This is a genomic window from Geothrix terrae, from assembly GCF_022808775.1.
In the GTDB taxonomy this organism is placed as follows: Bacteria; Acidobacteriota; Holophagae; order Holophagales; family Holophagaceae; genus Geothrix; species Geothrix terrae.
In genome coordinates this window covers 49,132-72,833 of the sequence record NZ_JAKZLA010000004.1, presented here as the reverse complement: position 1 = coordinate 72,833, position 23,702 = coordinate 49,132, and the positions used below count along the sequence as shown (strand labels likewise).

General features: G+C 69.8%; 21 protein-coding genes and 1 tRNA gene. 9 read left to right on the top strand and 13 right to left on the bottom strand.

Going from position 1 to position 23,702, the window contains the following annotated elements; translation table 11 throughout:
* From MLE42_RS09055 to MLE42_RS09045, 3 genes are read right to left on the bottom strand one after another with little or no spacing between them, the layout of a single operon-like run.
* Complete coding sequence (locus tag MLE42_RS09055; RefSeq protein ID WP_243287560.1) at positions 1 to 288, bottom strand: hypothetical protein; 288 nt, start codon at positions 286 to 288, stop codon at positions 1 to 3.
* A 50-nt stretch (positions 289 to 338) separates the two neighbouring features.
* Positions 339 to 1,127, bottom strand: a complete 789-nt coding sequence (locus MLE42_RS09050; RefSeq protein WP_243287559.1) for an enoyl-CoA hydratase/isomerase family protein — start codon at positions 1,125 to 1,127, stop codon at positions 339 to 341.
* Positions 1,128 to 1,142: 15 nt separating this feature from the next.
* Entirely contained in the window at positions 1,143 to 1,883 is a 741-nt protein-coding gene (locus tag MLE42_RS09045; protein ID WP_243287558.1) for a gamma-glutamyl-gamma-aminobutyrate hydrolase family protein, read from the bottom strand.
* A 98-nt stretch (positions 1,884 to 1,981) separates the two neighbouring features.
* Between MLE42_RS09045 and MLE42_RS09040 the strand changes: the two genes are divergently transcribed.
* The 3 genes from MLE42_RS09040 (at position 1,982) to MLE42_RS09030 (ending at position 5,994) form a co-directional block, all read left to right on the top strand.
* Positions 1,982 to 2,437, top strand: coding sequence for a single-stranded DNA-binding protein (locus MLE42_RS09040; RefSeq protein ID WP_243287557.1), 456 nt, complete (start codon positions 1,982 to 1,984; stop codon positions 2,435 to 2,437).
* A gap of 175 nt (positions 2,438 to 2,612) precedes the next feature.
* Complete coding sequence (locus MLE42_RS09035; protein WP_243287556.1) at positions 2,613 to 4,238, top strand: ATP-binding cassette domain-containing protein; 1,626 nt, start codon at positions 2,613 to 2,615, stop codon at positions 4,236 to 4,238.
* Between the two features lie 139 nt (positions 4,239 to 4,377).
* Positions 4,378 to 5,994, top strand: a complete 1,617-nt coding sequence (locus MLE42_RS09030) for a hybrid sensor histidine kinase/response regulator (RefSeq protein WP_243287555.1) — start codon at positions 4,378 to 4,380, stop codon at positions 5,992 to 5,994.
* Here MLE42_RS09030 and MLE42_RS09025 read toward each other — a convergent pair.
* The 3 genes from MLE42_RS09025 to MLE42_RS09015 all read right to left on the bottom strand — a co-directional run bounded on the left by MLE42_RS09025 (position 5,985) and on the right by MLE42_RS09015 (position 8,984).
* The gene (locus MLE42_RS09025) at positions 5,985 to 6,722 is read right to left on the bottom strand and encodes a tRNA threonylcarbamoyladenosine dehydratase (RefSeq protein ID WP_243287554.1); all 738 of its coding nucleotides are present in this window, start codon (positions 6,720 to 6,722) and stop codon (positions 5,985 to 5,987) included. The two genes, MLE42_RS09030 and MLE42_RS09025, sit on opposite strands and share 10 nt — an antisense overlap.
* Positions 6,719 to 7,432 (bottom strand): TatD family hydrolase, encoded by a 714-nt coding sequence (locus MLE42_RS09020; protein WP_243287553.1) that lies wholly within the window; start codon positions 7,430 to 7,432, stop codon positions 6,719 to 6,721. Before MLE42_RS09020 ends, MLE42_RS09025 begins: the two co-directional genes overlap by 4 nt.
* A 223-nt stretch (positions 7,433 to 7,655) precedes the next feature.
* Entirely contained in the window at positions 7,656 to 8,984 is a 1,329-nt protein-coding gene (locus MLE42_RS09015) for a hypothetical protein (protein ID WP_243287552.1), read from the bottom strand.
* A 194-nt stretch (positions 8,985 to 9,178) separates the two neighbouring features.
* Between MLE42_RS09015 and MLE42_RS09010 the strand changes: the two genes are divergently transcribed.
* A tRNA-Arg gene (locus tag MLE42_RS09010) sits at positions 9,179 to 9,255 on the top strand.
* Between the two features lie 97 nt (positions 9,256 to 9,352).
* On the opposite strand, the gene MLE42_RS09005 is transcribed toward MLE42_RS09010, so the two are convergent.
* On the bottom strand, positions 9,353 to 10,441 hold the full coding sequence (locus MLE42_RS09005; protein WP_243287551.1) for a hypothetical protein: 1,089 nt from the start codon (positions 10,439 to 10,441) through the stop codon (positions 9,353 to 9,355).
* Between the two features lie 169 nt (positions 10,442 to 10,610).
* On the opposite strand from MLE42_RS09005, the gene MLE42_RS09000 reads away from it, so the two are divergent.
* The 3 genes from MLE42_RS09000 to MLE42_RS08990 are packed head-to-tail and all read left to right on the top strand — an operon-like array spanning position 10,611 to position 14,472.
* On the top strand, positions 10,611 to 11,042 hold the full coding sequence (locus MLE42_RS09000; protein ID WP_243287550.1) for a deoxycytidylate deaminase: 432 nt from the start codon (positions 10,611 to 10,613) through the stop codon (positions 11,040 to 11,042).
* 56 nt (positions 11,043 to 11,098) lie between these two features.
* Positions 11,099 to 13,789 carry a formate dehydrogenase subunit alpha gene (fdhF, locus tag MLE42_RS08995; RefSeq protein WP_243287549.1) on the top strand — a complete coding sequence of 897 codons (2,691 nt, stop codon included), beginning with the start codon at positions 11,099 to 11,101 and terminating at the stop codon, positions 13,787 to 13,789.
* A gap of 8 nt (positions 13,790 to 13,797) precedes the next feature.
* Complete coding sequence (locus MLE42_RS08990; protein ID WP_243287548.1) at positions 13,798 to 14,472, top strand: DUF2238 domain-containing protein; 675 nt, start codon at positions 13,798 to 13,800, stop codon at positions 14,470 to 14,472.
* Positions 14,473 to 14,501: 29 nt separating this feature from the next.
* On the opposite strand, the gene MLE42_RS08985 is transcribed toward MLE42_RS08990, so the two are convergent.
* The 4 genes from MLE42_RS08985 to MLE42_RS08970 all read right to left on the bottom strand — a co-directional run bounded on the left by MLE42_RS08985 (position 14,502) and on the right by MLE42_RS08970 (position 19,574).
* A complete protein-coding gene (locus MLE42_RS08985) occupies positions 14,502 to 15,455 on the bottom strand; it encodes a hypothetical protein (protein ID WP_243287547.1) in 954 nt (317 codons plus the stop codon).
* Positions 15,456 to 15,532: 77 nt separating this feature from the next.
* Positions 15,533 to 17,638 carry a SpoIID/LytB domain-containing protein gene (locus MLE42_RS08980; protein ID WP_243287546.1) on the bottom strand — a complete coding sequence of 702 codons (2,106 nt, stop codon included), beginning with the start codon at positions 17,636 to 17,638 and terminating at the stop codon, positions 15,533 to 15,535.
* Positions 17,635 to 18,609 carry a serine hydrolase domain-containing protein gene (locus MLE42_RS08975; RefSeq protein ID WP_243287545.1) on the bottom strand — a complete coding sequence of 325 codons (975 nt, stop codon included), beginning with the start codon at positions 18,607 to 18,609 and terminating at the stop codon, positions 17,635 to 17,637. The genes MLE42_RS08980 and MLE42_RS08975 overlap by 4 nt, the downstream gene beginning before the upstream one ends.
* A complete protein-coding gene (locus MLE42_RS08970) occupies positions 18,609 to 19,574 on the bottom strand; it encodes a Gfo/Idh/MocA family protein (RefSeq protein ID WP_243287544.1) in 966 nt (321 codons plus the stop codon). The genes MLE42_RS08975 and MLE42_RS08970 overlap by 1 nt, the downstream gene beginning before the upstream one ends.
* Positions 19,575 to 19,640: 66 nt before the next feature.
* Between MLE42_RS08970 and MLE42_RS08965 the strand changes: the two genes are divergently transcribed.
* Both MLE42_RS08965 and MLE42_RS08960 read left to right on the top strand, forming a co-directional pair.
* Positions 19,641 to 20,111, top strand: a complete 471-nt coding sequence (locus MLE42_RS08965) for a hypothetical protein (protein WP_243287543.1) — start codon at positions 19,641 to 19,643, stop codon at positions 20,109 to 20,111.
* A gap of 3 nt (positions 20,112 to 20,114) precedes the next feature.
* Entirely contained in the window at positions 20,115 to 21,764 is a 1,650-nt protein-coding gene (locus tag MLE42_RS08960) for a M14 family zinc carboxypeptidase (RefSeq protein ID WP_243287542.1), read from the top strand.
* A gap of 327 nt (positions 21,765 to 22,091) precedes the next feature.
* Here MLE42_RS08960 and MLE42_RS08955 read toward each other — a convergent pair whose 3' ends face one another.
* Together MLE42_RS08955 and MLE42_RS08950 are read right to left on the bottom strand one after the other, a co-directional pair.
* Positions 22,092 to 22,823, bottom strand: a complete 732-nt coding sequence (locus tag MLE42_RS08955) for a YebC/PmpR family DNA-binding transcriptional regulator (protein WP_243287541.1) — start codon at positions 22,821 to 22,823, stop codon at positions 22,092 to 22,094.
* A gap of 116 nt (positions 22,824 to 22,939) precedes the next feature.
* The gene (locus tag MLE42_RS08950) at positions 22,940 to 23,659 is read right to left on the bottom strand and encodes a tetratricopeptide repeat protein (protein ID WP_243287540.1); all 720 of its coding nucleotides are present in this window, start codon (positions 23,657 to 23,659) and stop codon (positions 22,940 to 22,942) included.
* Positions 23,660 to 23,702 lie beyond the last annotated feature (43 nt).

Below are 23,702 nucleotides of genomic sequence, written 5' to 3'. Positions count from 1 at the left end.
TCAAGTGCGAGCGGTGCCTGCGAGCTTCGCCGCCACGGCCTTGAGGTCCTCCTCCGGCGAGAGGTGATGCCGTATTTCCTGGTCACCCTGGCTGAGGGCGACGCAGATCCGCCCGAAGGGGCAGTTCTGCAGGCAGGATTCCCGGACGATCTGGAGCCCCTGAAGCCGCTTGCGGCCGAGGAGCATCTGGGTGAGGCAGGTCAGGGCCTCGGTCATGGCCTTGCCGCGCCGGGGACTGCGGAGGGCCTGGCGTTCGCAATCGGCACAGATGGTGAGGATGGGCGGCATAGACGATAAAATCTAGCACAATGCCGGTTTGCACCACCCCGGATGGAGGATCAGGCAAATCGGGGCGCCCGCTTCTCGAAGAAGGCTGCCAGGCCCTCCTTGGCGTCGGGGTGTCGCATGGCCGCCTTCATCTGGGCCCCCTCGGCCTGGAGCCGGGCCCGCAGCGTCTCGGCATCCAGCCCCTGGTTGCGGAGCAGGGTGGCCTTGATGCGGGTGAAGGTCTCGGCGGGACCGGCGGCCAGCCGCTGGGCCAGGGCCTCCACGGCGGCCTCCAGCTGGTCCGCGGGGACGATGCGGTTCACGAGGCCCAGGGTCTGGGCGCGGGCCGCGTCCAGGGTGTCGCCGGTCATCATCAGCTCCGCCGCCACGGCGGGATTCACGAGACGCGAGAGCATGACGCTGCCACCCCAGTCCGGGTGGAGGCCGATCTTCACGAAGGCCATGCCGAAGGCGGCCACGGGCGTGGCGATCCGCAGGTCCGCGCAGAGCGCCAGGCTCATGCCCGCGCCCGCCGCTGGGCCCTGGACCACGGCCACCACGGGCTTCGGCAGCGTGGCCAGGCCGTGGGCCACCGCGGCGCCCAGGTCCAGCAGGGATTCCAGCTCCGTCCAGCGCCCCTCGGCCAGGGCCGCGGAGATCCACCCGAGGTCCCCGCCCGCGCAGAAGGCCCGTCCCGCGCCCCGCAGGAAGAGCGTCTTCACGCCCGGCTCCGCGGCCTTCGCCAGCGCCTCCTCGAAGCCCTCCTGCATCTCGGGTACCAACGCGTTCAGCTTGTCCGGCCGGTCCAGCGTCAGCGTGGCGATGCGGTCGCGGATCTCGAAGCGGATGGGAGAGGGCATGGAGACTCCAGAGGATCAGAGGCGGAGGGCGGTCTGCACGAATGCCGCGAAGAGGTCGCGGGCGGCGTCGCCAGCGGGGCCCCTGAGGCCGACAAGGTTCTCGGGGTGCCACTGGACGCCGAAGACCCAGCGGCCGGGATCGGTGGCCTCCACGGCTTCCACCAGAGGGCCGGTGGCCGCGTGGACGGTGTCGAGGTGCCAGCCCACGGCCGCCAGGACCGGCGCCACGCGCTTCACGGCCTGGTGGTGGCGGCTGTTCACGAGGAAGACGTCCTCGCCCAGCAGGGCCCGCAGGCGCGAGCCCGGGGCGAGCTGCACGCGGTGGCGCATGTCCGGGATCTCGGGCGTGCCGTGCTGGTGGCGGGTGGGCTCGCAGCCGTAGTGGTCCGGGATGTCCTGGATCATGCTGCCGCCCAGGGCCACGTTGAGGACCTGCTCGCCCCGGCAGATGCCGAGGATGGGCAGGCGCCGCTCCCAGGCCGCCCGGATGAGGGGGATCTCGAAGGCATCGCGGCCGGCGTCCACGTCGGCCTTGGGATGGATGGCCTCAGCCTCATCCCAGTGCCGGGGGTGGATGTCGTCGCCACCCGTCAGCAGGAGGCCGGCAATCCCTGCAAGATCCGGCAGGGGATCGCCCGGAGCCACCAACTGGATGGGCCCCGTCCAGCCCGCCGCCTTCAGGGCCGGAAGGTAATGCTTCTCGGCGCCGGACTTGTTTTTACAGCTCACCAGAAGATTTGAGTTGCCGCTTGACATGCCTGGGCCCCGGGGGAATCGTGATTACCCTACCACCCCCTCAGATGGTCTGAGTCGACGGTGAGGCGGAGAGCTCCGCCGGTACAAAGGAGGACATCATGTCCGGTTCATTGAACAAGGTTCTGCTCATCGGCAACCTCGGGCGCGACCCCGAGCTGAAGTCCACGCCCTCGGGCCAGAGCGTGGCGCGGTTCTCCGTAGCCACCACCGAGACCTGGAAGAACCAGGCCGGCGAGAAGCAGAGCAAGACCGAGTGGCACAACATCGTGGTGTGGGGCAAGCAGGCCGAGATCGCCGAGAAGTACCTGCGCAAGGGCAAGCAGGTGATGATCGAGGGCCGCATCCAGTACCGCGAGTACACGGACCAGGCTGGCGTGAAGAAGACCGCCTGCGACATCCGCTGCGACAACTTCGTCATGCTGGGCCGCATGGAGGACGGCGGCGGCAGCCGGGAAGGCGGCTACAGCCGCGGCGGCGCCCAGGACTTCGAGGACCACGGCGCCCCCAGCCCCGCCGCTGGCGGCAGCTTCCCGGACGACGACATCCCGTTCTGAGCGGCTCGGAAGGCTGCAACACGGCGCCCGAACGGGCGCCGTGTTGCAGCTGGGGGAAAGATTTCCGGCGGCGAAGCCGTCGTAGCTCCAAACGGCGGCCCGCGAGGCGCCGATTGGAGCAAGGCTCTCGGAGAAACAGGGTTCCTCCCGTACAATGGTGGGTTCGGGAGATTCCATGCTTGCAGTCCAGAACGTCACCATGCGCTATGGCGCGAAGATCCTCTTCGAGGACGTCACCACCACCTTCAACCCGGGCCGGCGCTACGGCCTGACGGGGCCGAACGGGGCGGGGAAGTCCACGTTCATGAAGATCCTCGCGGGCGAGCTGGAGCAGCAGACGGGCAACGTCATCCGCCCCCGCAAGATGGGCATCCTCCGCCAGGACCAGTTCGCCTTCGACGAGTTCCGCGTCATCGACACGGTGATCATGGGCAACGCGGGGCTCTGGAAGGCGCTGCAGGAGCGGGACGCCATCTACGCGAAGGCCGAGATGACCGACGAGGACGGCATGCGCGTGGCCGAGCTCGAGGGCATCGTGGCCGACGAGGACGGCTACACGGCCGAGAGCGACGCGGCGGTCCTGCTGGATGGCCTCGGCGTCCCCGAAGCCCTGCACGAGCGCAAGATGGGCGAGCTCCAGGGTGGCCAGAAGGTGCGGGTGCTGCTCTCCCAGGCCCTCTTCGGCAATCCGCAGGCCCTGCTGCTGGACGAGCCCACCAACCACCTGGACCTCGATTCCATCCACTGGCTGGAGGAGTTCCTGGACCGCTACAAGGGCACGGTGGTGGTGATCTCCCACGACCGCCACTTCCTGAACAACGTCTGCACCCACATCGCCGACATCGACTACCAGACGATCATCCAGTACACCGGCGGCTACGACGACATGGTCATGGCCAAGATGCAGGTGCGCAGCCGTATCGAGTCGGAGAACGCCCAGCGCGAGAAGAAGATCGCCCAACTCAACGAGTTCATCCAGCGCTTCGCCGCGGGCACCCGCAGCAGCCAGGTGAACAGCCGCCGCAAGGAAGTGGAGCGCCTCCAGCCCAGCGATCTGGCCCGCAGCAACATCCAGCGCCCCTTCATCAAGTTCAACCTCGGCAAGCCCGGCGGCCGCTACGCGCTGGAGTTCGAGAACATCCGGAAGGGCTACGACACCGACAAGGACGGGACGGGCGGTCGCCACGAGGTCATCAAGGGCTTCACCGCCATGGTGCAGCGCGGCGAGAAGATCGCCATCATGGGCCGCAACGGCATCGGCAAGACCACCCTGCTGAACGCCCTGTTGGCCAACGCGCCGCAGGTGACCGAGCTGGGCCTGAAGCTGGACGCGGGCGAGGTGAAGTGGGGCCACGAGGCCAATGTGGGCTACTTCTCGCAGGACTTCGCCGAGAGCATCCCCAAGGGCTACGAGCTGGTGACCTGGCTGCACCAGTTCGACCCCGACGCCACCAAGGAGCAGATCCGCGGCGTCATGGGGCAGATGCTCTTCCGCGGCGAGGAAGGCAACAAGATGACGGACGTGCTGAGCGGCGGCGAGTCCTGCCGCCTGCTCTTCTGCAAGCTGATGCTGCAGAAGCCCAACATCCTGGTGCTGGACGAGCCCACCAACCACCTGGACCTGGAGGCGGTCATCGCGCTGAACGACGCGCTCCAGCGCTACGAGGGCACCATCCTCTTCGTGACCCACGATGAGGACATCATCGACGAGGTGGCCACTCGCATCTGGCACCTCACCGACGAGGGCATCGAGGATTTCCAAGGGACTTACGCGGAGTACGGGGCCCCAACGGGACGGTAATCCAGACTCCGAAGGGCAGACACCAGCGGCGGGCCCCAGGCCTGCCGCTAGTGCTTTGGGTCTATCTTGCCCAGTGGATCAGAATGTCTATATTGAGACTTGGTCTGAGCGGCTCCGGATCTGATGAAGAGGCCCCTACGTGACATTTCGGCAGGGAACCAGCCACGGCCCGGAAGATGAGCCCACGGATCCCGGCGGGTCGGGAAGACCGGCTTCGCGCATCACCCGGCTCCTGCGGGAACTGGAGAACTTCAAGCGGGCCCTCGACGAGCACGCCATCGTGGCGGTCACCGACGCCCGGGGGCGGATCACCTACGTGAACGAGAAGTTCTGCGCCATCTCCCAGTACTCGCACGAGGAGCTGCTGGGCCAGGACCACCGGATCATCAACTCGGGCCACCACCCCAAGCCCTTCATGACCCAGCTATGGCGGACGATCCTGGCGGGGAAGGTCTGGAAGGGCGAGATCAAGAACCGCGCGAAGGACGGCTCCTTCTACTGGGTGGACACCACCATCGTCCCCTTCCTGGGCGAGGACGGGCGGCCCGAGCAGTTTGTGGCCATCCGGGCTGACATCACCCAGCGGAAGGAGGCGGAGGATGCGCTGCGGCAGTCCCAGAAGCTGGAGAGCCTCGGGGTCCTGTCCGGCGGCATCGCCCACGACTTCAACAACCTGCTCACCACCATCCTGGGCAACGCCAACCTGGGCGCCATGCACCTGCCGCCGGAGAGCCCGGCGCTGCCCTACCTGCATCAGATCGAACAGGCCACCTTGAAGGCCGCGGACCTCACCCGGCAGCTCCTGGCCTACGCGGGCAAGGGCCGCCTTCAGGTCATCGACGTGGACCTGAACCGCCTGGTGACGGAGATGACCCAGTTGCTCACCGTCTCCATCTCCAAGAAGGCCGTGGTGCGCTACGACCTGGCACCCGATCTGCCCCGGATCTCCGGCGACCCCTCGCAGATGCAGCAGCTCGTCATGAACCTGGTCACCAACGCCTCCGAGGCCATCGGCGAGGAGGTCAGCGGCCTCATCACGCTGCGGACGGGCCTGCAGGCGGTGGACGAGGCCACCAACGTGGGCCTGCTGCCGGCCCTTCCGCTCTCCCCGGGCCACTACGTGACCCTGGAGGTGAGTGACACCGGCTGCGGCATGTCCGCCGAAGTGCGGGAGCGCATCTTCGATCCCTTCTTCACCACCAAGTTCACCGGCCGGGGACTGGGGCTCTCCGCCATGCTGGGCATCCTCCGCAGCCACCACGGCAGCCTCAAGGTCTACAGCGAGCCGGGTCGCGGATCGGTCTTCAAGCTGTTCTTCCCCGCGCATGTCGAGGGCGAGGTTCTTCGGCCGCCGCGGCCCATCGGTGCCGGATGGCGGGGTCACGGCCTGCTGCTGGTGGTGGATGACGAGCCCGCGGCCCGGACGGTGGCGCGGGAGCTGGCGGAGGCCTACGGCTTCCAGGCGCTGGAGGCGGCAGACGGACAGGAGGCCCTGGGCCTCTTCGAGCTGCGCCACCAGGAGCTGGCCGCCGTGCTGATGGATCTGACCATGCCCCACCTGGACGGCCGGCGGGCCTTCCTCCGCATGCACGAGATCGATCCCGGGGTGCCGGTGGTGCTCACCAGCGGCTACAGCGAGGAGGATGTGGTGGCGGACTTCCTGGGCCGGGGCCTGGCGGGCTTCCTGGCGAAGCCCTACCAGAGCGCGCAGTTCCAGGCGGTGATCCGGCGCGCCGTGGAGGGACGTCAGTCCTGACCCAGCAGCAGGAGGCGCAGGGCTTCCTCGGCCACCTTCATCCCCACGATGGCGGGCATGTACGAGATGGTGCCCACGGGACGGCGCTGGCGGCCGGGGCCGCGGTGGGGCTCGATGTCGATGGGGTTGGCGGGGCGCTTGTTGTCGGCGGGTTCCAGCGAGTAGACGCAGCGGATGCCCTCGGTGATGCCGACCTTGCGGAGCTCCTTGCGCACCCGGGCGGCCAGCGGGCAGAGGCGCGTGTGGCTGAGGTCGCCCACGCGGAGCTGGCTGCTGTCCGTGCGTCCGCCGGCGCCCATGGCGGAGATGATGGGCAGGCCCTGCTCGCGCGCGGTGCGCATGAGGGCCACCTTGCAGGACATGGAGTCGATGGCGTCGATCATCACGTCGGGCCGCGGCGTGAGCAGCTCCGGCAGGGTGTCCGTGTGGATGAAGGTGATGCGGGGATCCACGTCGCAGTCGGGATTGATGTCCCGCACCCGTGCGGCGGCCACCTCGGCCTTGGGCTGGCCGATGGTGGAACGGAGTGCGAAGAGCTGGCGGTTGAGGTTGCTGGGGCCGACGACATCGTGGTCCACCAGGCGCAGGTGCCCCACCCCCGCCCGGGCCAGGGCCTCCACGGCGAAGGAACCCACGCCGCCCAAGCCGAAGACCGTCACGCGCGCGACACGCAACCGCTCCAGGGCCGCTTCTCCGAGCAGCAGCTCACTCCGGGAATACCACCTCATGCCATGAGCTCCTTGAAACACTGGCCCCCATTCTCCCAGGCCAGGAGCTCGAGATCCGTCACGCTCATCCCGCGGATCGTCGCGGCGGCCTCCATCACCCGCTCCAGCTCCACGCTGCCGTCCGTCTCCAGGAGCAGGTGGGAGGGTGAAGCGGACCGCAGAGCCTCCCGCACGCCCGCCTGTTCAGGCTTCAGGAGGGCACCCGAAAACGACAGGAAGACACCCATGGCCTGGAGCGCCCGGGCGGTCTCCGGGCTTCCGGAGAAGGCATGGACCAGGGCGCCGGCCGGAGGCACCGTCTCCTCCCGGAGCACCTCCAGCAGTGTCCCCCAGGCCTTGACCGCGTGGATCGCCACGGGCCGGCGCAGGGTATGGGCCAGCCGCAGCTGGATGCGCAGGGCCGCTTCCTGTCCGGTCCGGTCCGCTTCCTTGCGCGCGAAGTCGAGTCCGCACTCTCCCACGCCGGCGGGATGGGAGCGGAGCAGGGACTCGAGCCGCACTTCCCAGCCTTGACCCGCTTCCCTCACGAACCAGGGATGCAGGCCCAGCATCGGAAGAACCTCCGCATGGGAGGCCGCGTGGGCCAGCACCGCGGGCCAGTCCGCCTCGCAGGTTCCGCAGACCACGCGCCGGTGGTCCCGGCCGTACACCACAGACTCCGGTGCGCCGACCCTCGGCAGGTGGCTGTGGGCATCGAAGAGAGGGGGCATGACATTCGCTCGGCGGGTGGATCGGGGCGATCCAGGTTCCTTCCCTCCATGATAAGCCGGATCGCGAGTACATGGATGGAATGATGTCCTTGCATCGGTGCAGCCAGATTGAGGGTCAGTTGTCAAAAACAGGGCACGATTTGCTCTGCTTCCGGGGCGATCGTCAACCGGACACCTGGGTGGGGGAGCCCCGCCACGTCCAGATCGCCGGAACCCGAGGAGCCTACTTGACCTTGAACGCCTCATTGGTGATCAGCGTCCCCAGCTCCTCCTTGATGACGGCAGGCGTCTTCGGATCCCGCTTCCAGGCCTCCACGAAATCCGCCACGAGCCCGTGGTTCCGCACGAAGGAGCCGAGGGACCAGCCGCCCGCCCCATAGGCCAGCCCATGGAGGAGGCCCGGCGTGATGCTCTCGATCTTCTTACCGGATCTGCGCAGGTCCAGGACCGCCTTGCCGTCCTCCCGCCAGGCCAGGGTGTCCGCGATGGCGCGGACGGGCTTCTGGTCGCCCGTGGCGAGGAAGATGCTCCACAGCATGTCCATGCGGGTGGTGATCTGGTACGGGTCGTCCAGGTTGACGCTGAAATCGTAGGGATCCGGAAGGGCCACCGCCTGGGTCCGCACCTGCTGGAAGGCCTGGTGGTCCTCCACGGGGAGGGTCGTGAGGCAGGAAGACAGGTCGTAGCCGGCCTCGCTCAGCAGGAGAAGGGCATAGATGCGCGTGACGCGGTCCTCGCGGGCGAGCCGCCGCATCAGGTCCTGGGCGGCCGGCGGGGCGGCTTTCAGGACCTGGACGTAGAACGTGATCACATTGGGCCGCGGGCCGGACTTGTCATCCTTGGACAGCCTCAGGGCGTGCAGGAGGCGGAAGGGCTCCGGAGCCTGGTAGTAGGTCATGGTCCACGCGCCGACCTCCTCCTGGTTCTGGAAGGCCCCCTCCTTGACCGCCCGGTCGGAGGACCAGATCTCCAGATGAGCGGTTTTGAGCTGCGTGACCTTTCCACCGGGGGTGGTCATGGCGCCTTGGATGGCTGCGGTGCCATCCTTGGCATCCGCGGGAACCTGCCAATCCAGGTCGAAGAGCGCGAGGCTCACCATGGACAAGGCATCCTCCAGGCCCTTCGCCTCGACGTTGGCCTGCTCCATGACGTATGTCGCGAAGTCGGCCCCTTCGGCCTTGATGCCCCGGATTTGCGACGGATGGAGGTCGCTGAAGGTCGTCGCGGAACCCCCGAACGTCACAGTGAAGGCATAGGTCCCCCCCTTCAGCAGCAGGTCGCGATCCGCGCCTTGGGCCGCGATGGCGAGGGTCAGGCGCTGTCCCGGATAGGCCCGGGTGCGCTGTTTCGGCGCATTCACCGTGGGCAGCAGTCCCTTCCAGTGATCGACGGTCTCCGCCCCGAGGACCCAGGGCGCCGGGATGAGCTTGGTCGGGATCGGCTTGTTCGGGACCGGTCGGCCGGGGGTCGCCCGGGGCGCCTGTGCGGCGAGCCGGAAGGGGCCTCCGAGCAGCAGGATCAAGGCGAGGAAAGGCATCTTGGCGCGCAGCACGGAAGGTCCTGTGGGAGGGGGTATGGGTTGAGCCTACCCGAATCTCCCCAGGGCTCCGCGGGGAGATCAGGGTGCCGCCATGGCGCCTCCCGGGGATGGAGGCGCGCGGGTGCCCTGGCGGTGGAGGCCCGCGCCTCTGGCCGAGCCACAACATGGGCACAACTGCTAGACTGGGAGACTCGCAAACCCGCGTGGGTCCCGTAGCTCAGCTGGATAGAGCAGCTCCCTCCTAAGGAGCAGGTCGTGCGTTCGAATCGCATCGGGGCCACCACTCTTGTCCAGGCCCGCCCCGGGCATTTCCAAAGCGAGCAAAAGCTCCATTGGAGCTTTTGCTCGTAGGCCAGGACGACGGGGGAAACGCTGCCCCTTCACCGGATGGGGGCGTAGGCCAGCCCTCCGCCGGGGGCCAGGAAGACGGCTTCGTGATCGAGGAGGCCCACCAGCCGGTGACCTTCGGGAAGCTCGGTCGGGATCCACTCCAGGGCGCCGTTGAGCAGGTCGAAGCGGGCGAGCACGAGGCCCTTGGATTCAGGGGCGCCGCAGGACCTGATCTGGCTTGGCGTGAAGACGCTGAAGATCACGTCCTTGCCTGCCCATGACAACATGGGCCCGCGGCCCACCGAGCCCAGCATGGCGCGGCCGGGCAGCGCGTCACGGCAGGTGAAGAAGGTCTGACCGGGCTCCTTGGGACCCCGGGCGGGATCGAGGACCGTGAAGGCCAGGCTGGGGCCCTCCGCGAGGTACACCGTCCCATCCGTTCCCAGCGCCATGCGGTTGAGCGGAACCAGCAGCGGCTGGGCCGCGGCGTCCTTCACCTGGGTGCGGTCGCCGTAGGACCAGAGCACCGCGCCGGTCCTCAGGTCGCGCTTCTCGAGGTAGGGCTTCAGGGTCCGGTAGAGGACGAGGATGCCCTCGCGGCCCACGGCCATGTCCTCGATGGCGGTGGGGACCGCCAGGGCGTTCTCGATCTGGCCGTCCTTGTTGAGGATGACCAGGCGGCCGTCGCAGGCCATCCAGGTCCGGCTGTAGGAGTCGACCACCCAGCGCTCGGGCACGGCTTCACAAGCGGGTTCCGGGGCAGGCTGCGCGGCGGGCTTCGCGGCTGCGGCGTGGGGCCGGTGGCGCGGAATCCCGTAAAGGAGGGCGCCGGCCGCGTCATAGTCGGTGGCAACGGGGCTGCTCGCCGTCGGTGCCGGTTTCGGCGCCGCGGCGGCCTTCCGGACTTCGGGAAGGGTGATCTGGAGCGTGGACAGGAGGCCGCTCCCCTTCATCCAGGAACGCAGGGAGCGGGTGGGCGGATCGAAGAAGACCAGCGAGCCGTCCACTTCCTGGAAGGCCCATCCTCCCGTCGCACGGGCGGGATCCCAGCTCTGGGCCGAAGCCCGGGCCTGGGCGTCCAGGGGAAGGGGGCCGCAGAGGGCCAGCGTGGCAAAGAAGGTCAGAAGGCGGAGTCTCATAAATTACCTGCCTATATTTTATTATGCCTATCTGCGACTTCAGTCAAACCCATCTCCCTGTGACGAAGCGCACGATTTATTCCAAAGACATTCAGATCTGTTGAGAGGCCCCGACGGGCCCCGGAACCCCTCGCTTCTTGCGATGATGGAGGTTTCCCGAGGGGCGGACGTGACGCGATCCCAGCTGAAGGACGAAGTCTTCATGAACATGGCGCTGGAGCTGAGCCGGCTGGGGACCTGCTGCCGCCTCCAGGTGGGTGCCGTCCTGCTGCGGGGCGATGGCGGCATTGCTGCGGCGGGCTTCAACGGCGCGCTGCCCGGCATGCCCCACTGCACGCCGGAGACCTGCAGGCCGGGCCAGCGCTGCCTGCACACCAGCCACGCGGAGGAGAACGCCCTCGGGTTCTGCGACGGCCCTGTGGCCACGGCGTACGTCACCCACGAGCCCTGCCTCACCTGCTGCCGCGCGCTGGTGCGCCGCGGCGTGCGGCGGGTGGTGTTCCGCCACCCCTACGCGAGCATCGCCGAGCAGGAACGCGTGGAGCGCCAGCACATCCTCGACCACTTCGGCGTGAAGTGGGAGCACCACGGCCAGCCTTGAACTCCAGGGCAGGCGGCGCATACTGCTGAGCGCCCCTTCCTTCAGGAGACAAGCTGGTGACCGGAACCCCCATCCGCCTGCGGGTGAATGGCCGCGACGTCGCGACGCAGCCGGGGACCACGCTGCTGGAGGCCTGCCGGCGGAACGGCATCGAGATTCCCACCCTCTGCTCGGACCCGCGGCTGAAGCCGGCCTCCAGCTGCCGGCTGTGCGAGGTGGAGGTGGAGGGCCGCGAGCGCCCTCCCTGCGCCTGCGCCACCCCGGCGGAGGAGGGCATGGTGGTGGAGACCCATACGCCCGCCCTGGAGGACTTCCGCCGGGCCATGCTGATGCGCCTGGCCGAGCGCATCCCCGCCGAGGATCCGGCGCGTCTGGCGGGGAAGCCCTTCCGGAAGCTGCTGGAAGCCTACGGCCTGGTGCCTTCGGGCGCGCGCAGGCCCGAGGCGAGGCATCCGGAGCATCCCTACCTGGACGTGGATCTGTCCTGGTGCGTGGCCTGCGGCCGTTGCGTGCGCATCTGCGACGAGGTGCAGGGGCAGAACATCTGGACGTTCACGGGGCGCGGCAGGGACCTGGCCTTGGCCCCGGAGCTCTCGCCCGGCCTGCGGGAGAGCGCCTGCGTGAGCTGCGGCGCCTGCGCCGACACCTGTCCCACGGGGGCCATCGAGGATGTCTCCCGCCTGGCCGCGGGGCTTCCGGAGCGCTGGGTCCGCACCACCTGCCCGTACTGCGGCACCGGCTGCGAGCTGGACGTGGGGGTGGCGGAGGGACGCATCACCGAGGCCCGCCCGGTGGTCGCCTCGCCGGTGAGCCGGGGGCACCTCTGCGTGAAGGGCCGCTACGGCTGGGGCTTCAACGAGGCGCCGGACCGGATCACCGAGCCCATGCTCCGCCGCCGCGGTGTCTGGGAGCCCGTGAGCTGGGAGGAGGCGCTGGATGCCGCCGCCTCGGCGCTCCGGGCCGGGATGGCCTCGGGCGGGCCAGAAGCCGTCGGCGTTCTGGCCTCCAGCCGCGCCACCAACGAGGAGAACTACCTGGCGCAGAAGTTCGCGCGCCTCGCGCTCGGCACGCACAACGTGGACTGCTGCGCCCGGGTCTGCCACGCCCCCAGCGCCGCGGGCCTGGGCCAGACCTTCGGCACCGGGGCGGCCACCAACAGCTATGCGGACATCGAGCGGGCCGGCCTGCTGATGGTGGTGGGCGCCAATCCCACGGAGAACCACCCCATCGTCGGCGCCCGCCTCCGTCAGCGCGCGCGCACGGGCGTGCCCCTCATCGTGATCGATCCGCGCCGCACGGAGCTGGCCGCGATGGCCACGCACCACCTGGCTCCGCGGCCCGGCACGAACCTGCCCCTCCTGCAGGCCATGGCGAACGTGATCCTGGCCGGGGACCTCGCGGACATGGCCTTCCTGGGGGCCCGCACCCGGAACCTGGAGGCCTATGCCGATTCGCTGCGGGCGTGGACTCCGGAGCGGGCGGGCGCCCTCTGCGGGATCGATCCGGAGGCCATCCTGCAGGCGGCAAGGTTATACGCCACAGCCAAGCCGGCCATGACCTTCCACGGCCTGGGGGTCACCGAGCACCGGCAGGGCACGGATGGCGTGGCGGCCCTGGCCCACCTCGCGCTGCTCACGGGGAACGTGGGCATTCCGGGTGGCGGGGTGAATCCCCTGCGGGGCCAGAACAACGTCCAGGGCAGTGCGCAGATGGGCTGCGAGCCCTCCCGCCTCACGGGCTACCAGAAGGTGGAGCACGCGGAAGGGATCCACGCGCAGGTCTGGGGCGCCGACCTGCCGCAGGTGCCGGGTCTCAACGCCCTGCAGATGATCGACGCCGCGGGGGAGGGCCGGCTGAAGGCCCTGCTGGTGATCGGCTATGACCCCCTGCTGAGCCATCCCGGGGCGCGGGAGACCGCGGAGAACCTGAACGGGCTGGAGGCCCTCATCGTGGTGGATCTCTTCCTCACGGAGACGGCCAAGGCCTTCGGCACGGTCTTCCTGCCGGCCGCCAGCCCCTTCGAGAAGGAGGGCACCTTCATGAACGGGGAGCGGCGCGTCCAACGCGTCCGCCGTGTGCTGCCGCCGAGGGGGAACAGCCGCACGGACCAGGCGATCCTGGCCGCCCTCGCGGAACGGCTGGGCGCCGGCCCGCAGTTCGCCCATCCGGATGCGGCGGCCGTATGGGAGGAGGCGCGCCAGGTCTGGCCGGCCATCGCGGGCATCAGCCATGCACGGCTGGACCGTGAGGGGGGCCTCCAGTGGCCCTGCCCGGCGGAGGACCATCCCGGCACGCCGGTGCTTCACGCGGGTGCCTTCCCCGAAGGCCGCGCCACCTTCCGCCCGCTGGCCTGGACGCCTTCGCCGGAGGCTCCGGACCGCGAGTTCCCCTTCCTGCTGAACACGGGCCGCAGCCTGTTCCACTTCAATGCCGCCACCATGACGGGGCGGACCCGGAACCACGAGCTGCGGGCGGACGATGAGCTGGAACTCCACCCCGACGATGCCATGGAACTGGGGCTTTCGACGGGTGATCCGGTGCAGGTGCGGAGCCGCCACGGCGCCTTCACGCTCCGGGTCCGCCCCACGGACCGGGTCCGGCGGGGCGAGCCCTTCGCCACCTTCCATGCGGTGGCCGCCTACGTGAACCTGGCCACGGGCCCGGGCCGGGACGCGGTCACGGGGACGCCGGAATACAAGGTCACGGCGGTCAGCCTGCGCCCTACCGCCGACTCGAAGGTCCGGTAACCTGGGGCATGCTCAGCCATGCCGCCCAGCCGAACCCGCGCCCCTTCCGCGAGAACCGGTTCCTCCAGGTCCTGTGCCTGCTCTACGCCCTCGTCTGGATCGTGACGGCCATCCGGCCCCTCTATCCCGGCGACTGGCGGATGGAGAACCTGCTGGTGGTCATCGCGGTGGCCGGGCTGGCATGGACCTACCGCCGTTTCCCCCTGTCGGACCTCAGCTACCTGCTGATCGCCGTGTTCCTGTCCCTGCACGCGGTCGGGGCCCACTACACCTACGCCAACGTGCCCCTCGGCTTCTGGATGAAGGCCCACTGGGGACTGGCGCGGAACCCCTTCGACCGCATCGTCCACTTCAGCTTCGGCCTGCTGATGGCCTACCCGGCCCGCGAGGTGTTCATGCGGGTGGCCCGCACCCGGGGGTTCTGGAACTACTACCTGCCGCTGGACGTGGTGCTGGCGGCCTCCGCCGTCTACGAGATCATCGAGAGCCTCACGGCCCGTCTCGCCGCCCCGGAGCTGGGCGACGCATTCCTCGGCACCCAGGGGGACATCTGGGACGCCCAGAAGGACATGACGGCCGCCGCCATCGGGGCGGTCCTCACCATGCTGGTGGTGGCGCTGGTGCGGCGGATGAGGCGGATGCCCGAACCCTCGCCCGAGCCGTCGCCCGCGGCCGGCGCCTGAGCCCCGGCTCCCAGCGCCCTCCGCAGAACTCAGATTCCGCCGTGCTCCCAGGAGGGCAGGGGCTTGTTCTCCAGAGCCACCTCGGTGCCGTCGTCCAGGATGAGCACGGGGGGATCCCCCGGCCGGAGGTCGACGATGGTGCGGCCGAGGAGGCGCTCGTGGTGGTCCCGCTGCCAGGGGATGCCCACGGGATAGGTGCGGCGGTAGGCGTCCAGGGGGCCCTCGAGCTGGTGGCAGAGGCGATGGAGGGCGGCGTCGAAGGCGGCGTCGAAGCCCTTGGGCGGTTCGGGGTCCAGGCCGGCGGCCCGGAGGAAGGCCTCCGTGGGCGGCAGGTCGCCGGAACCTCCGGCCACCCAGCGCCGGAGGCCGCGCCCGTAGGGGGCGGGCCCGTCCAGCGCCACGGCCCGGTCCCGGTGGATCCCCAGCCAGAGGGAGACCCGTCCGCAGGCGCCGGCGCCCTCGAAATCCAGGGGCAGCTGGGCATCGTCATGGAAGACCACCGCGCGGAGGGGCAGCCATTCGAAGGTCTCGGCCACCTTGGCGCCCACGGGACCGAGGCTGTTCCGGCGCAGGTCGGCGACGGCCTCCGCGAAGGTCTGGCGGAGGCTGGCCAGGCTGAGGACGCCTTCCGGAAGGCCCTGGGCGTCGAGGGCCAGGGGCGATTCGTGCCAGTCCGCGGCGAGGGCCGGCAGCACCTGCTGGAAGAGGATCAGGGCCGGATCCCAGTCCCAATGGCGGGCGGGCTCGTAGCCCAGCTCGCGGCAGAGGTCGAACCAGGCGCGGTCCGGCGCCGCGGCCCCCGGCAGGTAGATGGAGCGGCCGTCCAGGAAGATCTCGCAGGCCGGAAGGCCGGCGGCGGACCGCCGGCGGCTCAGGCCCAGCTCATGGCGCCCCAGGGTGGCCAGGGTGGTCTCCCGGTACGGATGGTCCTCCTGCCGCAGCACTTTCAGCGGCGCGCCGAGGATCCAGGCGTCCATGGACATCACCACCTCCCGGGGAGGCTAACCTGGGGTCACCATGGCATTCCGTCAATCCCAGAATGGGATTTCATGGTCAGAAATCAATCGACCTTCCGGAGCTCGGTCCCCGGGTAGTAGTGCTGGAGGATCTGCTGGAAGGTGGCGCCTTCCAGGGCCATGCCGTAAGCCCCGGTCTGGCACAACCCCACGCCGTGCCCCCAGCCGCGCCCGTAGAACACCCAGCGGCGCTGCGCGCCCTGGCCGAGCGTGAGGAATCGGAAGACGTTGTCCTTGAGGCCCAGCAGACCGCGGATGTGCATGCCCCGCACGCGATGGACCGCGCCCTGGGTATCCACCAGGGCCAGGTCCAGCACCCGGCCCTCCTCGTTGTGCTGGGCCCGGAGCTCGCGGATGCCGGGCACCTTCATGCGCTTGCGCACCAGGGCCAGCAGGTCCGCCTCGGTGTACTCCACCCGCCAGTGGGCCGTGGGGCTGTAGCGGTCCCAGGCCGCGCCGTCGGGATCGAGGCGGCGCACCAGCACGGCGGCCGGCCCGCCGTCGGGGATCCACTTCAGGCGGTCGCCCACCTGGATGTCGGCCTTCGGGACCAGGCGCAGGCTCCCGTCCGGCGCCTCCTCCGCGAGGAGCAGCCGGGGCGAGAGGGCCAGGGGCTCGGGGCCGCCCCGCTTCCGCCGGACCTGGCGGTCCATCAGCAGGCTGCCCTCCCCCAGCGCCAGGGGCTCCAGGTCCTGCCACATCCGGCCCAGGGCCGCGAGGGCCTGACGCAGGGTGGGTGGCTCCTGGGCGGCCCAGGCGGCCGCGGGCACCAGGCCGCGCCGGGTGAGGAAGGTGGCCAGAAGGCGATCCGCGGCGGGGAGCTCGGAAGGCAGGAAGTAGGCCGCATCCTGGGGGCGCTCCTGGCCTTCCACCACCTGCTGCAGGCCCAGGGCGCGCGCCATGGCGAGCATCAGGGAGCCCTGGCGGGACAGGGGCGCGGGCGCGAGGCCCAGCCGCTGCTGGAGGGCCAGGACAGGAGCCGCCAGATCCTCCGCGGTGGCGGGGCGGGCCAGGCGCTCGCCGCTCAGCCAGTCCACCGGCACGATGTCCGCGGCCAGCCTCAGCAGGTCCCAGGTGAGCCAGGGCTGCTGGGCCTCTGGGGTGACGGACACGCCGGAGGCGAAGGGCAGGGTGAGGGGTTTGGCGGGATAGCAGGTGGCGGCCCTGAGGTAGGGGGCATCCCCGCCGAAGACCTGGGACACGTCCACGGTGTGGCCGCCGCAGTTGGCCATGAAGAGGGCCAGGATGGGCTTGCCGCCGTAGGTGGCGAAGAGGCCCTCGGTCTCCTGGATGGCCCGGTCCGTGAGGGCCTGCTCCCCGTCCCGCCCGCCGTAGACCTGGTCGGCCACGGTATCGCCCATGTCGAAGCCGTCCGCCGCGCGCTTGCCGCGATTGGCCACGGCATAGGTGCGGGCTGCCACGGCCTGGGCCTTCAGCGCCTCCAGGGCGGGGAATTCCCAGGCGCCCATCTCCCTGGGCACCACGCCGCGCAGGTAGGTCTCCAGGTCCAGGGTGTTCACGACCGTCAGGCGGCCCTGCGCGTTGGGGAAGATCTCCACTTTGCCGCGGTAGCGGCCCTTGCCGTTGAGGCTGGTGAGCTCACCCGCGGGCTTCAGCCATACCCCGCCGAGGGGCAGGGGGCGCCGTTCGTAGCGCTCGGTGACGGCGTAGAGGGCGCGGCCCTTGCGGGGCTGGGCATCGCGGGGCTCCGAGGCCACCCACAGTTCCTCGAAGCCCAGGTCCTGGAGCTTCTGGAGCAGCGGCTCAGCCTTGGCGGCCTCCGGGAAATGGCCCGCCAGGACGCGCCAGGTGTCGGCATCCGGCACCTTCACGCGGTTGGATGGCTCCCCCAGCTTCCGGAGGCGGGCCATCAGGGCCGCGGCCTCGTCGGCGCCGAGGGGTCGCCCCACCTGGATGCGGTACTCGCTGGTGGGGTCCGAGGCCCCCCGGCTGTCCCACCAGATGCGGACCTTCTCGTCCGGGGTCAGCCGCAGGACCGGCTTCCCCGCGCGGTCGCAGATCTGGCCGCCGCCCTCCAGGGACACGATCCATTCCGTGGCCTGGGTGTCGAGCCCGATCTTCAGCGGAGGCTGGGCGGCGGGAGCGGAGACGAGGGGCAGGACCAGGGCGGGGACGAGGAAGGGCTTCATCCGCCGCATTGTCCCACGAAACGGGAGAGGGCCTGCCAGCGCCGGGCCCGCAGCGCCTCCATGTCGAGCATCGTTCCGGCCGGCCCGCTCCGGTGGAGCAGGAGGGCCACGCAGGCTTCGTCCGTGGGCCGGTAGAAGAGGGCGGGGCCCGTGTAGCCCAGGTGGAACCACCAGCCCGAGAGGGGACCCGGCTCGGAATCCAGGGCCGGCGCGGGTGGCGGCAACTCCGTCGCGGGCTCCTCGAGGACCTGGAGTCCCAGGCCAGCCGGAAGCCTGGACAGCAGCTGTCCAAATCGGCCGCCGCCCGAGGGGAGCGCCTGGAGACCCAGGCCCCAGCGGGATCCCCCCTCGCCCGGGGCGGTTTCCACCGCCATGCGCTCCGGCCAGCCCGCGGCCACCCAGCGGGCCAGGGCGGCCTTCAGTTGCGGCGCCGTGGCGCCAAAGCCCGCATGGCCGGGCATGCCCGCCCGGGCGTTGGCGTCCTGGGGCAGGCGCGGGTCCTGCGGGGGCAGGGGCCGCTCAGTGGCCAGCCGCCAGGCCTCGGCATCGGGGGCGTCCGGAAGGGCCACCGGGGCCGTTGGCCAAGGCGCAGGGCTGAGGCCCGACGTCGAGCCGAGTCTCCGGAAGGGGACGCGGGTCTCGGCCTCCACCAGCTCCGCCAGCAGGCGGTAGTTCAGGTCCGAGTAGGTGGCCTGGCCCGGCGTGGCGGGGCGGAGCAGGGGATGGTCGGGCACGGGGCGCCGCAGCTGGGCGGCCAGGGGCTCGCCCGTGAAGGGCCGCCAGGGCGGCAGGCCCGAGCTGTGCGACAGCAGCTGCCGGGCCGTGAGCGGCGCCTCGCGGTCATGGAAGCCCAGCGCCCAGCGCCGGTCCGCGTCCAGATCGAGGAAGGCCAGCGCCAGCGGCGCCGTCACCAGGGGCTTGGCGAGGGAGGCGAGGTCGTAGAACGGGATGACCCCTGCCGCTTCGTCCATCAGGAATTCCGGATCTCCGCCAGGCTCTTGGCCACGGCCTTCTGCACCTGGTCGGCCACGCGCATGGCCTCCTGGCCCTCCTCCCAGGTGACGCCCTCCTGGCCCTTGCCCAGGCAGGCGGCGTGGAAGGCTTCGATCTCCAGGCGCAGGGGTTCGCCCTCCTCGATGCTGGCGGTCTCGGGCCGGACCTCGGGGCCTTCGGGCCCCATCACGAGGCGCAGCAGCTCCAGCTTCTGAGCGGCGAAGTCGAGGCTGGCGTACTCCTTGTCGCCGAAGGCCCGGAGCGTGCGCTCTTTCTTGCGGGCCACGCGGCTGGCGGTGACGGTGGCATAGGCGCCGCCCTCGAACTTCAGGCGGGCGTTCACCAGGTCGGCATAGGGTGTCAGCACCGGCACGCCCACGGCCACCACGTCCACCACGGGGCGTCCCACCAGGGCGCGCAGCAGGTCGAGGTCGTGGATCATCACGTCCATGATCACGTCCACCTCCAGGCTGCGGGCCGGGAAGGGGGAGACCCGCACCGCCTCGAGGAAGCGGGGCTTGAAGCCGCGGTCGCGCAGGGCCGCCACGGCGGGGTTGAAGCGCTCCAGGTGGCCCACCTGCGCGACAAGGGCCGGCCGCGCGACCCGGGCCTCGGCCAGGGCTTCCAGGAGCGCCGCGCCCTCGTCGAGGGAGGCGGCGAGGGGCTTCTCCATGAGCACATGCTTGCCGGCCTTCAGCGCCTGGGCGCCGAGGGCATGATGGAAGCCCGTGGGCGCGGCGATCTGGACCGCGTCCACCTCCGCGAGCACCTGGTCGAGCGAGGCGGCCCACGGCGCGCCAAACTTCGCGGCGATCTCAGGGCCGCGGGCCGGGTCCGGGTCCACCACGGCGGCCAGCACGGCATCCGGCGCGGAGGCGGCGATCCTCGCATGGTGCTGGCCCAGGTGTCCCACACCCACGACGGCGACACGCAGCTTGGACATGGAAGCCTCCCGGTCCTTCGAGCCTAGCAGGGCTGCTACCCTGGGGTCCTCTTCGCGAGGGCGACCATGAACTTCAAGCTCGATGCTGTGAACCTTGTCCGCTGGCTGCACTTCGTGACCCTGGCCGTGGGTGGCGGGGCGGCCGTGGTGGCGCTGCTCCTTTCCGGATTCGAGGAGGGCCGCGAGGAGATCCGGGGCCTGGCGGCGACGATCTGGGCGAAGGTGGTGGCCTGGTCCTTCCGGCTGGCGCTGGTCGCCGGCATCGGGCTCCTGATCCTGATGATCCAGGGCGGGCAGAACCCCCTGAAGCATGGCCACTACTTCCACATCAAGCTCCTGCTGGTGGTCGTCCTGGTGGGCCTGTCCGAGATGACGCCCAAGGCCCTGGCGGCCGGCAAGCGGGGGTCCGCCCTGCTGGTCCTGGTGCTCTTCCTGGCCTCCAGCTTCATCGTCTACAACAAGGGGCTCTTCGGCGGCACCCCGGCCCCGGCCACGGTGATCCCCGCCACTGCGGACAGTTCCTTTACCGCTCGCTGATCCATGCGGCGCCTGCTGTGGGTCCTGGCGGGGACGAGCCTCCTCGCCGGGTGGCCCGAGACTGTCCCTGAACGCACGCAGCTCCGGCGGACCTCCACGGTGGCGGAGGTCCGGATCTTCATGGAGGCCCTGCGCAAGCAGGCCCCGGGGTTGGAACCCTACCAGCCCAAAGGCGCGCCGCGGGCCACGGAGACCGGCAAGCCCCTGCTGGCCTGGCGCCTGAAGGGCACGGGGAAGGACCCGCTCCGGGTCTACGTGAACGCCAACATCCACGCCGGCGAGGTGGAGGGCAAGGAGGCCATCCAGCAGGTCGTCCGCGAACTGCTCCAGGGGAAGCACCCCGAACTGCGCCGGGACCTCGACCTGGTGGTCATGCCCGCCTACAACGCCGATGGCACGGACGCGCTGGATCCCACCATCCGGCCCTGGCAGCCCAACCCCACGGAGAGCGGCGTGGGCCGGCGCGAGAGCGCCCAGGGCCTCGATCTCAACCGCGACCTCATGAAGGCCGCCGCGCCCAACACCCGCTGGCTCCTGGCCATGCTGCGGGATTTCGACCCGGCGGCGGTGCTGGATCTCCACACCACCGACGGCAGCACCCACGGCTTCCACCTCACACACGGCCCGGCCTGTACCCTGGGCGCGGACGAGGGCCTGCTGGCCTTCAACCGGAAGATGCTGGTGGAGGTGCGCGAGCGCCTGAAGGCCGAGGGCATGCCCACCTACGACTACGGCAACTTCGTGCCCTACAAGCCCACGCCGGAGAAGCCGCCCACCGCCTGGGAGACCTACGACGCCCATCCCAGGCTGCTGACCAACTACCCGGCCCTGCGGAACCGCCTGGCGGTGCTCTCGGAGAGCTACGTCTACCGCCGCTGGCCCGACCGCATCGCCGACACCCGACGCTTCGTGCTGGCCTGCCTGACCTGGATGGCGGAGCACCGCGGCGAGATCCGAGGTGAGATCCAGATGGCCCAGGCCCGATGGACCGAAGCCTGGTTGAAGAAACCCGTATCCCTTCCCCTTTCAGCGAAGCTGAAGGAAGTCGAACGGGCAGCGTTCGACTGGGTGGACCCCATCCGTGACGAAAAGGGCCGCGTGGTTGGCGAGAAGAGCCGCACCCACCTGATCCTGCCCAGCTTCGTGGGCTTCGAGGGGCAGGACTTCGTGACGGTTCCGGCCGGCTACCTGGTGGATCCGGCCTTCGCCGCCATGGTCCGCCCCCTCCTGGAGGCCCACGGCCTGAGGGTGCTGGAAGGCCGCGCGCGGCCGCGGACCCTGCCCCTCCTCCGCTTCGAGGAGACAGGCCGCAAGCTCTCCCCTTCGGCCTACCAGGGCGTGTTCACGCTGGAACTCCAGGGTGCCTGGAAGGCGGGGGCCGCGCCGAAGCCGATGGAACTGCCCTGGACGCCCGCGGACCTGGACCGGGCGCTCTACGTGTCGCTGGATCAGCCCCTCGGCCGCCTCGCCTTCTACCTGCTGGATCCTCGCAGCACCGACAGCCTGGTGTTCTGGGGCCTCTTCCACACGGTCCTCCTCCGGGGCAACGGCATGTGGGGCGAACCGCCCAGGTTCCCCATCCTGGCGGTGGGACAGGGGGATGCTGGCCTTGTGACAACCCAGCATTCTCCTGCGCCTTTGGCGCAGGAATAGCTCGGGGCGCCAGTAGGCACCCCGAGCATGCCGATCTCTATGGTTGGGAGCGCGCCGCAGCACGGCGTGCGATCGGGGGCTGCCAGAAACGCGTGCGGCCGGGAGACCCGGCCGCTCAGCGTCCGCCCGGAGGGCGTGGGGCACGGAACCTCAGTCCTCAGGTTCCTCGTAGTCGCCGTTGTGCCGGGGGCCCCGCTCCGCGAGCCCGCGCAGCGGGGGAGTGGGAGCAGGCCGCGGTGCGGCGTGCGATCGGGGGCAGCCAGAAACGCGTGCGGCCGGGAGACCCGGCCGCTCAGCGTCCGCCCGGAGGGCGTGGGGCACGGAACCTCAGTCCTCGGGTTCCTCGTAGTCGCCGTTGTGCCACACGTTCTGCACGTCGTCGTTGTCCTCCAGCAGGTCCACGAGCTTGAGGAAGCTGGTGAGCTTGGAACCTTCGAGGGCAGTGCTGGTGCTGGGGGCCATGATGATCTTGGCCTCGATGACGGGGAGCTTGGCGGCGTCGACGGCATCCTTCACGGCCTGGTAGGACTCGGGGCTGGTCTTGATGACCCAGGCATCTCCCTCGTTGGCCACGTCGTCGGCGCCGGCCTCCAGGGCCACCTCCATGACTTTGTCCTCGGAGACTTCCGGCTCCACGACGATCTGGCCCTCCTTGGTGAACAGGTAGGCCACGGAGCCCTGGGCACCCAGCTCCCCTCCGAACTTGGTGAAGTAGCTGCGGACCTCCGGGGTGGTGCGGTTCTTGTTGTCGGTCATGGCCTCCACGAGGATCGCCACGCCGCCGGGACCGTAGGCCTCGTAGACCACTTCCTCGTAGGTCACGCCCTCGAGCTCACCGGTGCCCTTCTTGATGGCGCGCTCCCAGTTGTCTTTGGGCATGTTGCTGCCCTTGGCCTGGTCCACCGCCAGACGAAGGCGGGGGTTGCTGTTCACATCGCCGCCACCGAGGCGGGCGGCCACGGTGATCTCCTTGAGGATCTTCGTGAAGAGCTTGCCGCGCTTGGCGTCCGCAGCGCCCTTCTTGTGCTTGATGGTGGACCATTTGTTGTGGCCGGACATGGGGTGGGCTCCTTCAATCGTTCGTTCCGTGCAGCAACCGCTTCGCGTTTGCTGAAGAGTGAAAAGAATCTTTCAAGGCTGCGGAATCGGCGCGCAGCGGTGATCCCGAAGGAGCGTCACCCGCGCAGTGCCCGGCGCGACACCCGGGCGAAGGCCGGCGCTTCCTGGCGGATCATGGGGCGCTCGAGCATGAACTGGTACCACTGTTCGCCGTAGACCTTCATCTTGAGGGCCTTGCCGTTCTGCAGCAGGTTCCGGTTGGTGATGAGCCGCTCGTCGCCCTTGCAGACGCCGAGGCCCTGGTTGAGGACCTCGATGGCCCTATCGCGCTCGCCCATCTCCACCAGCACGTAGGCGTAGACGGCGTAGAGCAGGCTCTCCTTCTTGCCGGCCTTGAGGGCCAGGGCGAAGGTTTCCTTGGCCTTCTTCTTCTCGCCGCGCTTCCACTGGAGGATGCCCAGCATGGCCTTGGCGATGTAGTGCTGCATGGAGGCGGAGGCCAGCAGGGGCTCGGCCTCCTCGTTCTTCTTGCGGAGGTACTGCACCACGCCGATCTGGCCGTCGATGCTGCCCTTCACGAGGAACTGGCGGGAGGCGAAGCGGTAGCCCTCCTTCATGATCTCGATGGCCTTATCGAACTGCTGCTTCTTCAGCTGATCACCGGCGCGGGTGAAGATCTTCTCGAGTTCCTGCTGGACCTTGCGGCCCTGCCAGATGAAGAGGCCGGCACCCGCGAGGATGCCGATGGGCACGCTGATCCACAGCTTGATGCTGAGCAAGGTGGACAGCAGGATCACGGCGAGGGCGGCGCCCAGGCCGAGCAGGAGGTTGATCACAGGGGCTCCGATGGGGGCCCGGAACCGGGCCAAAGGGCCATTT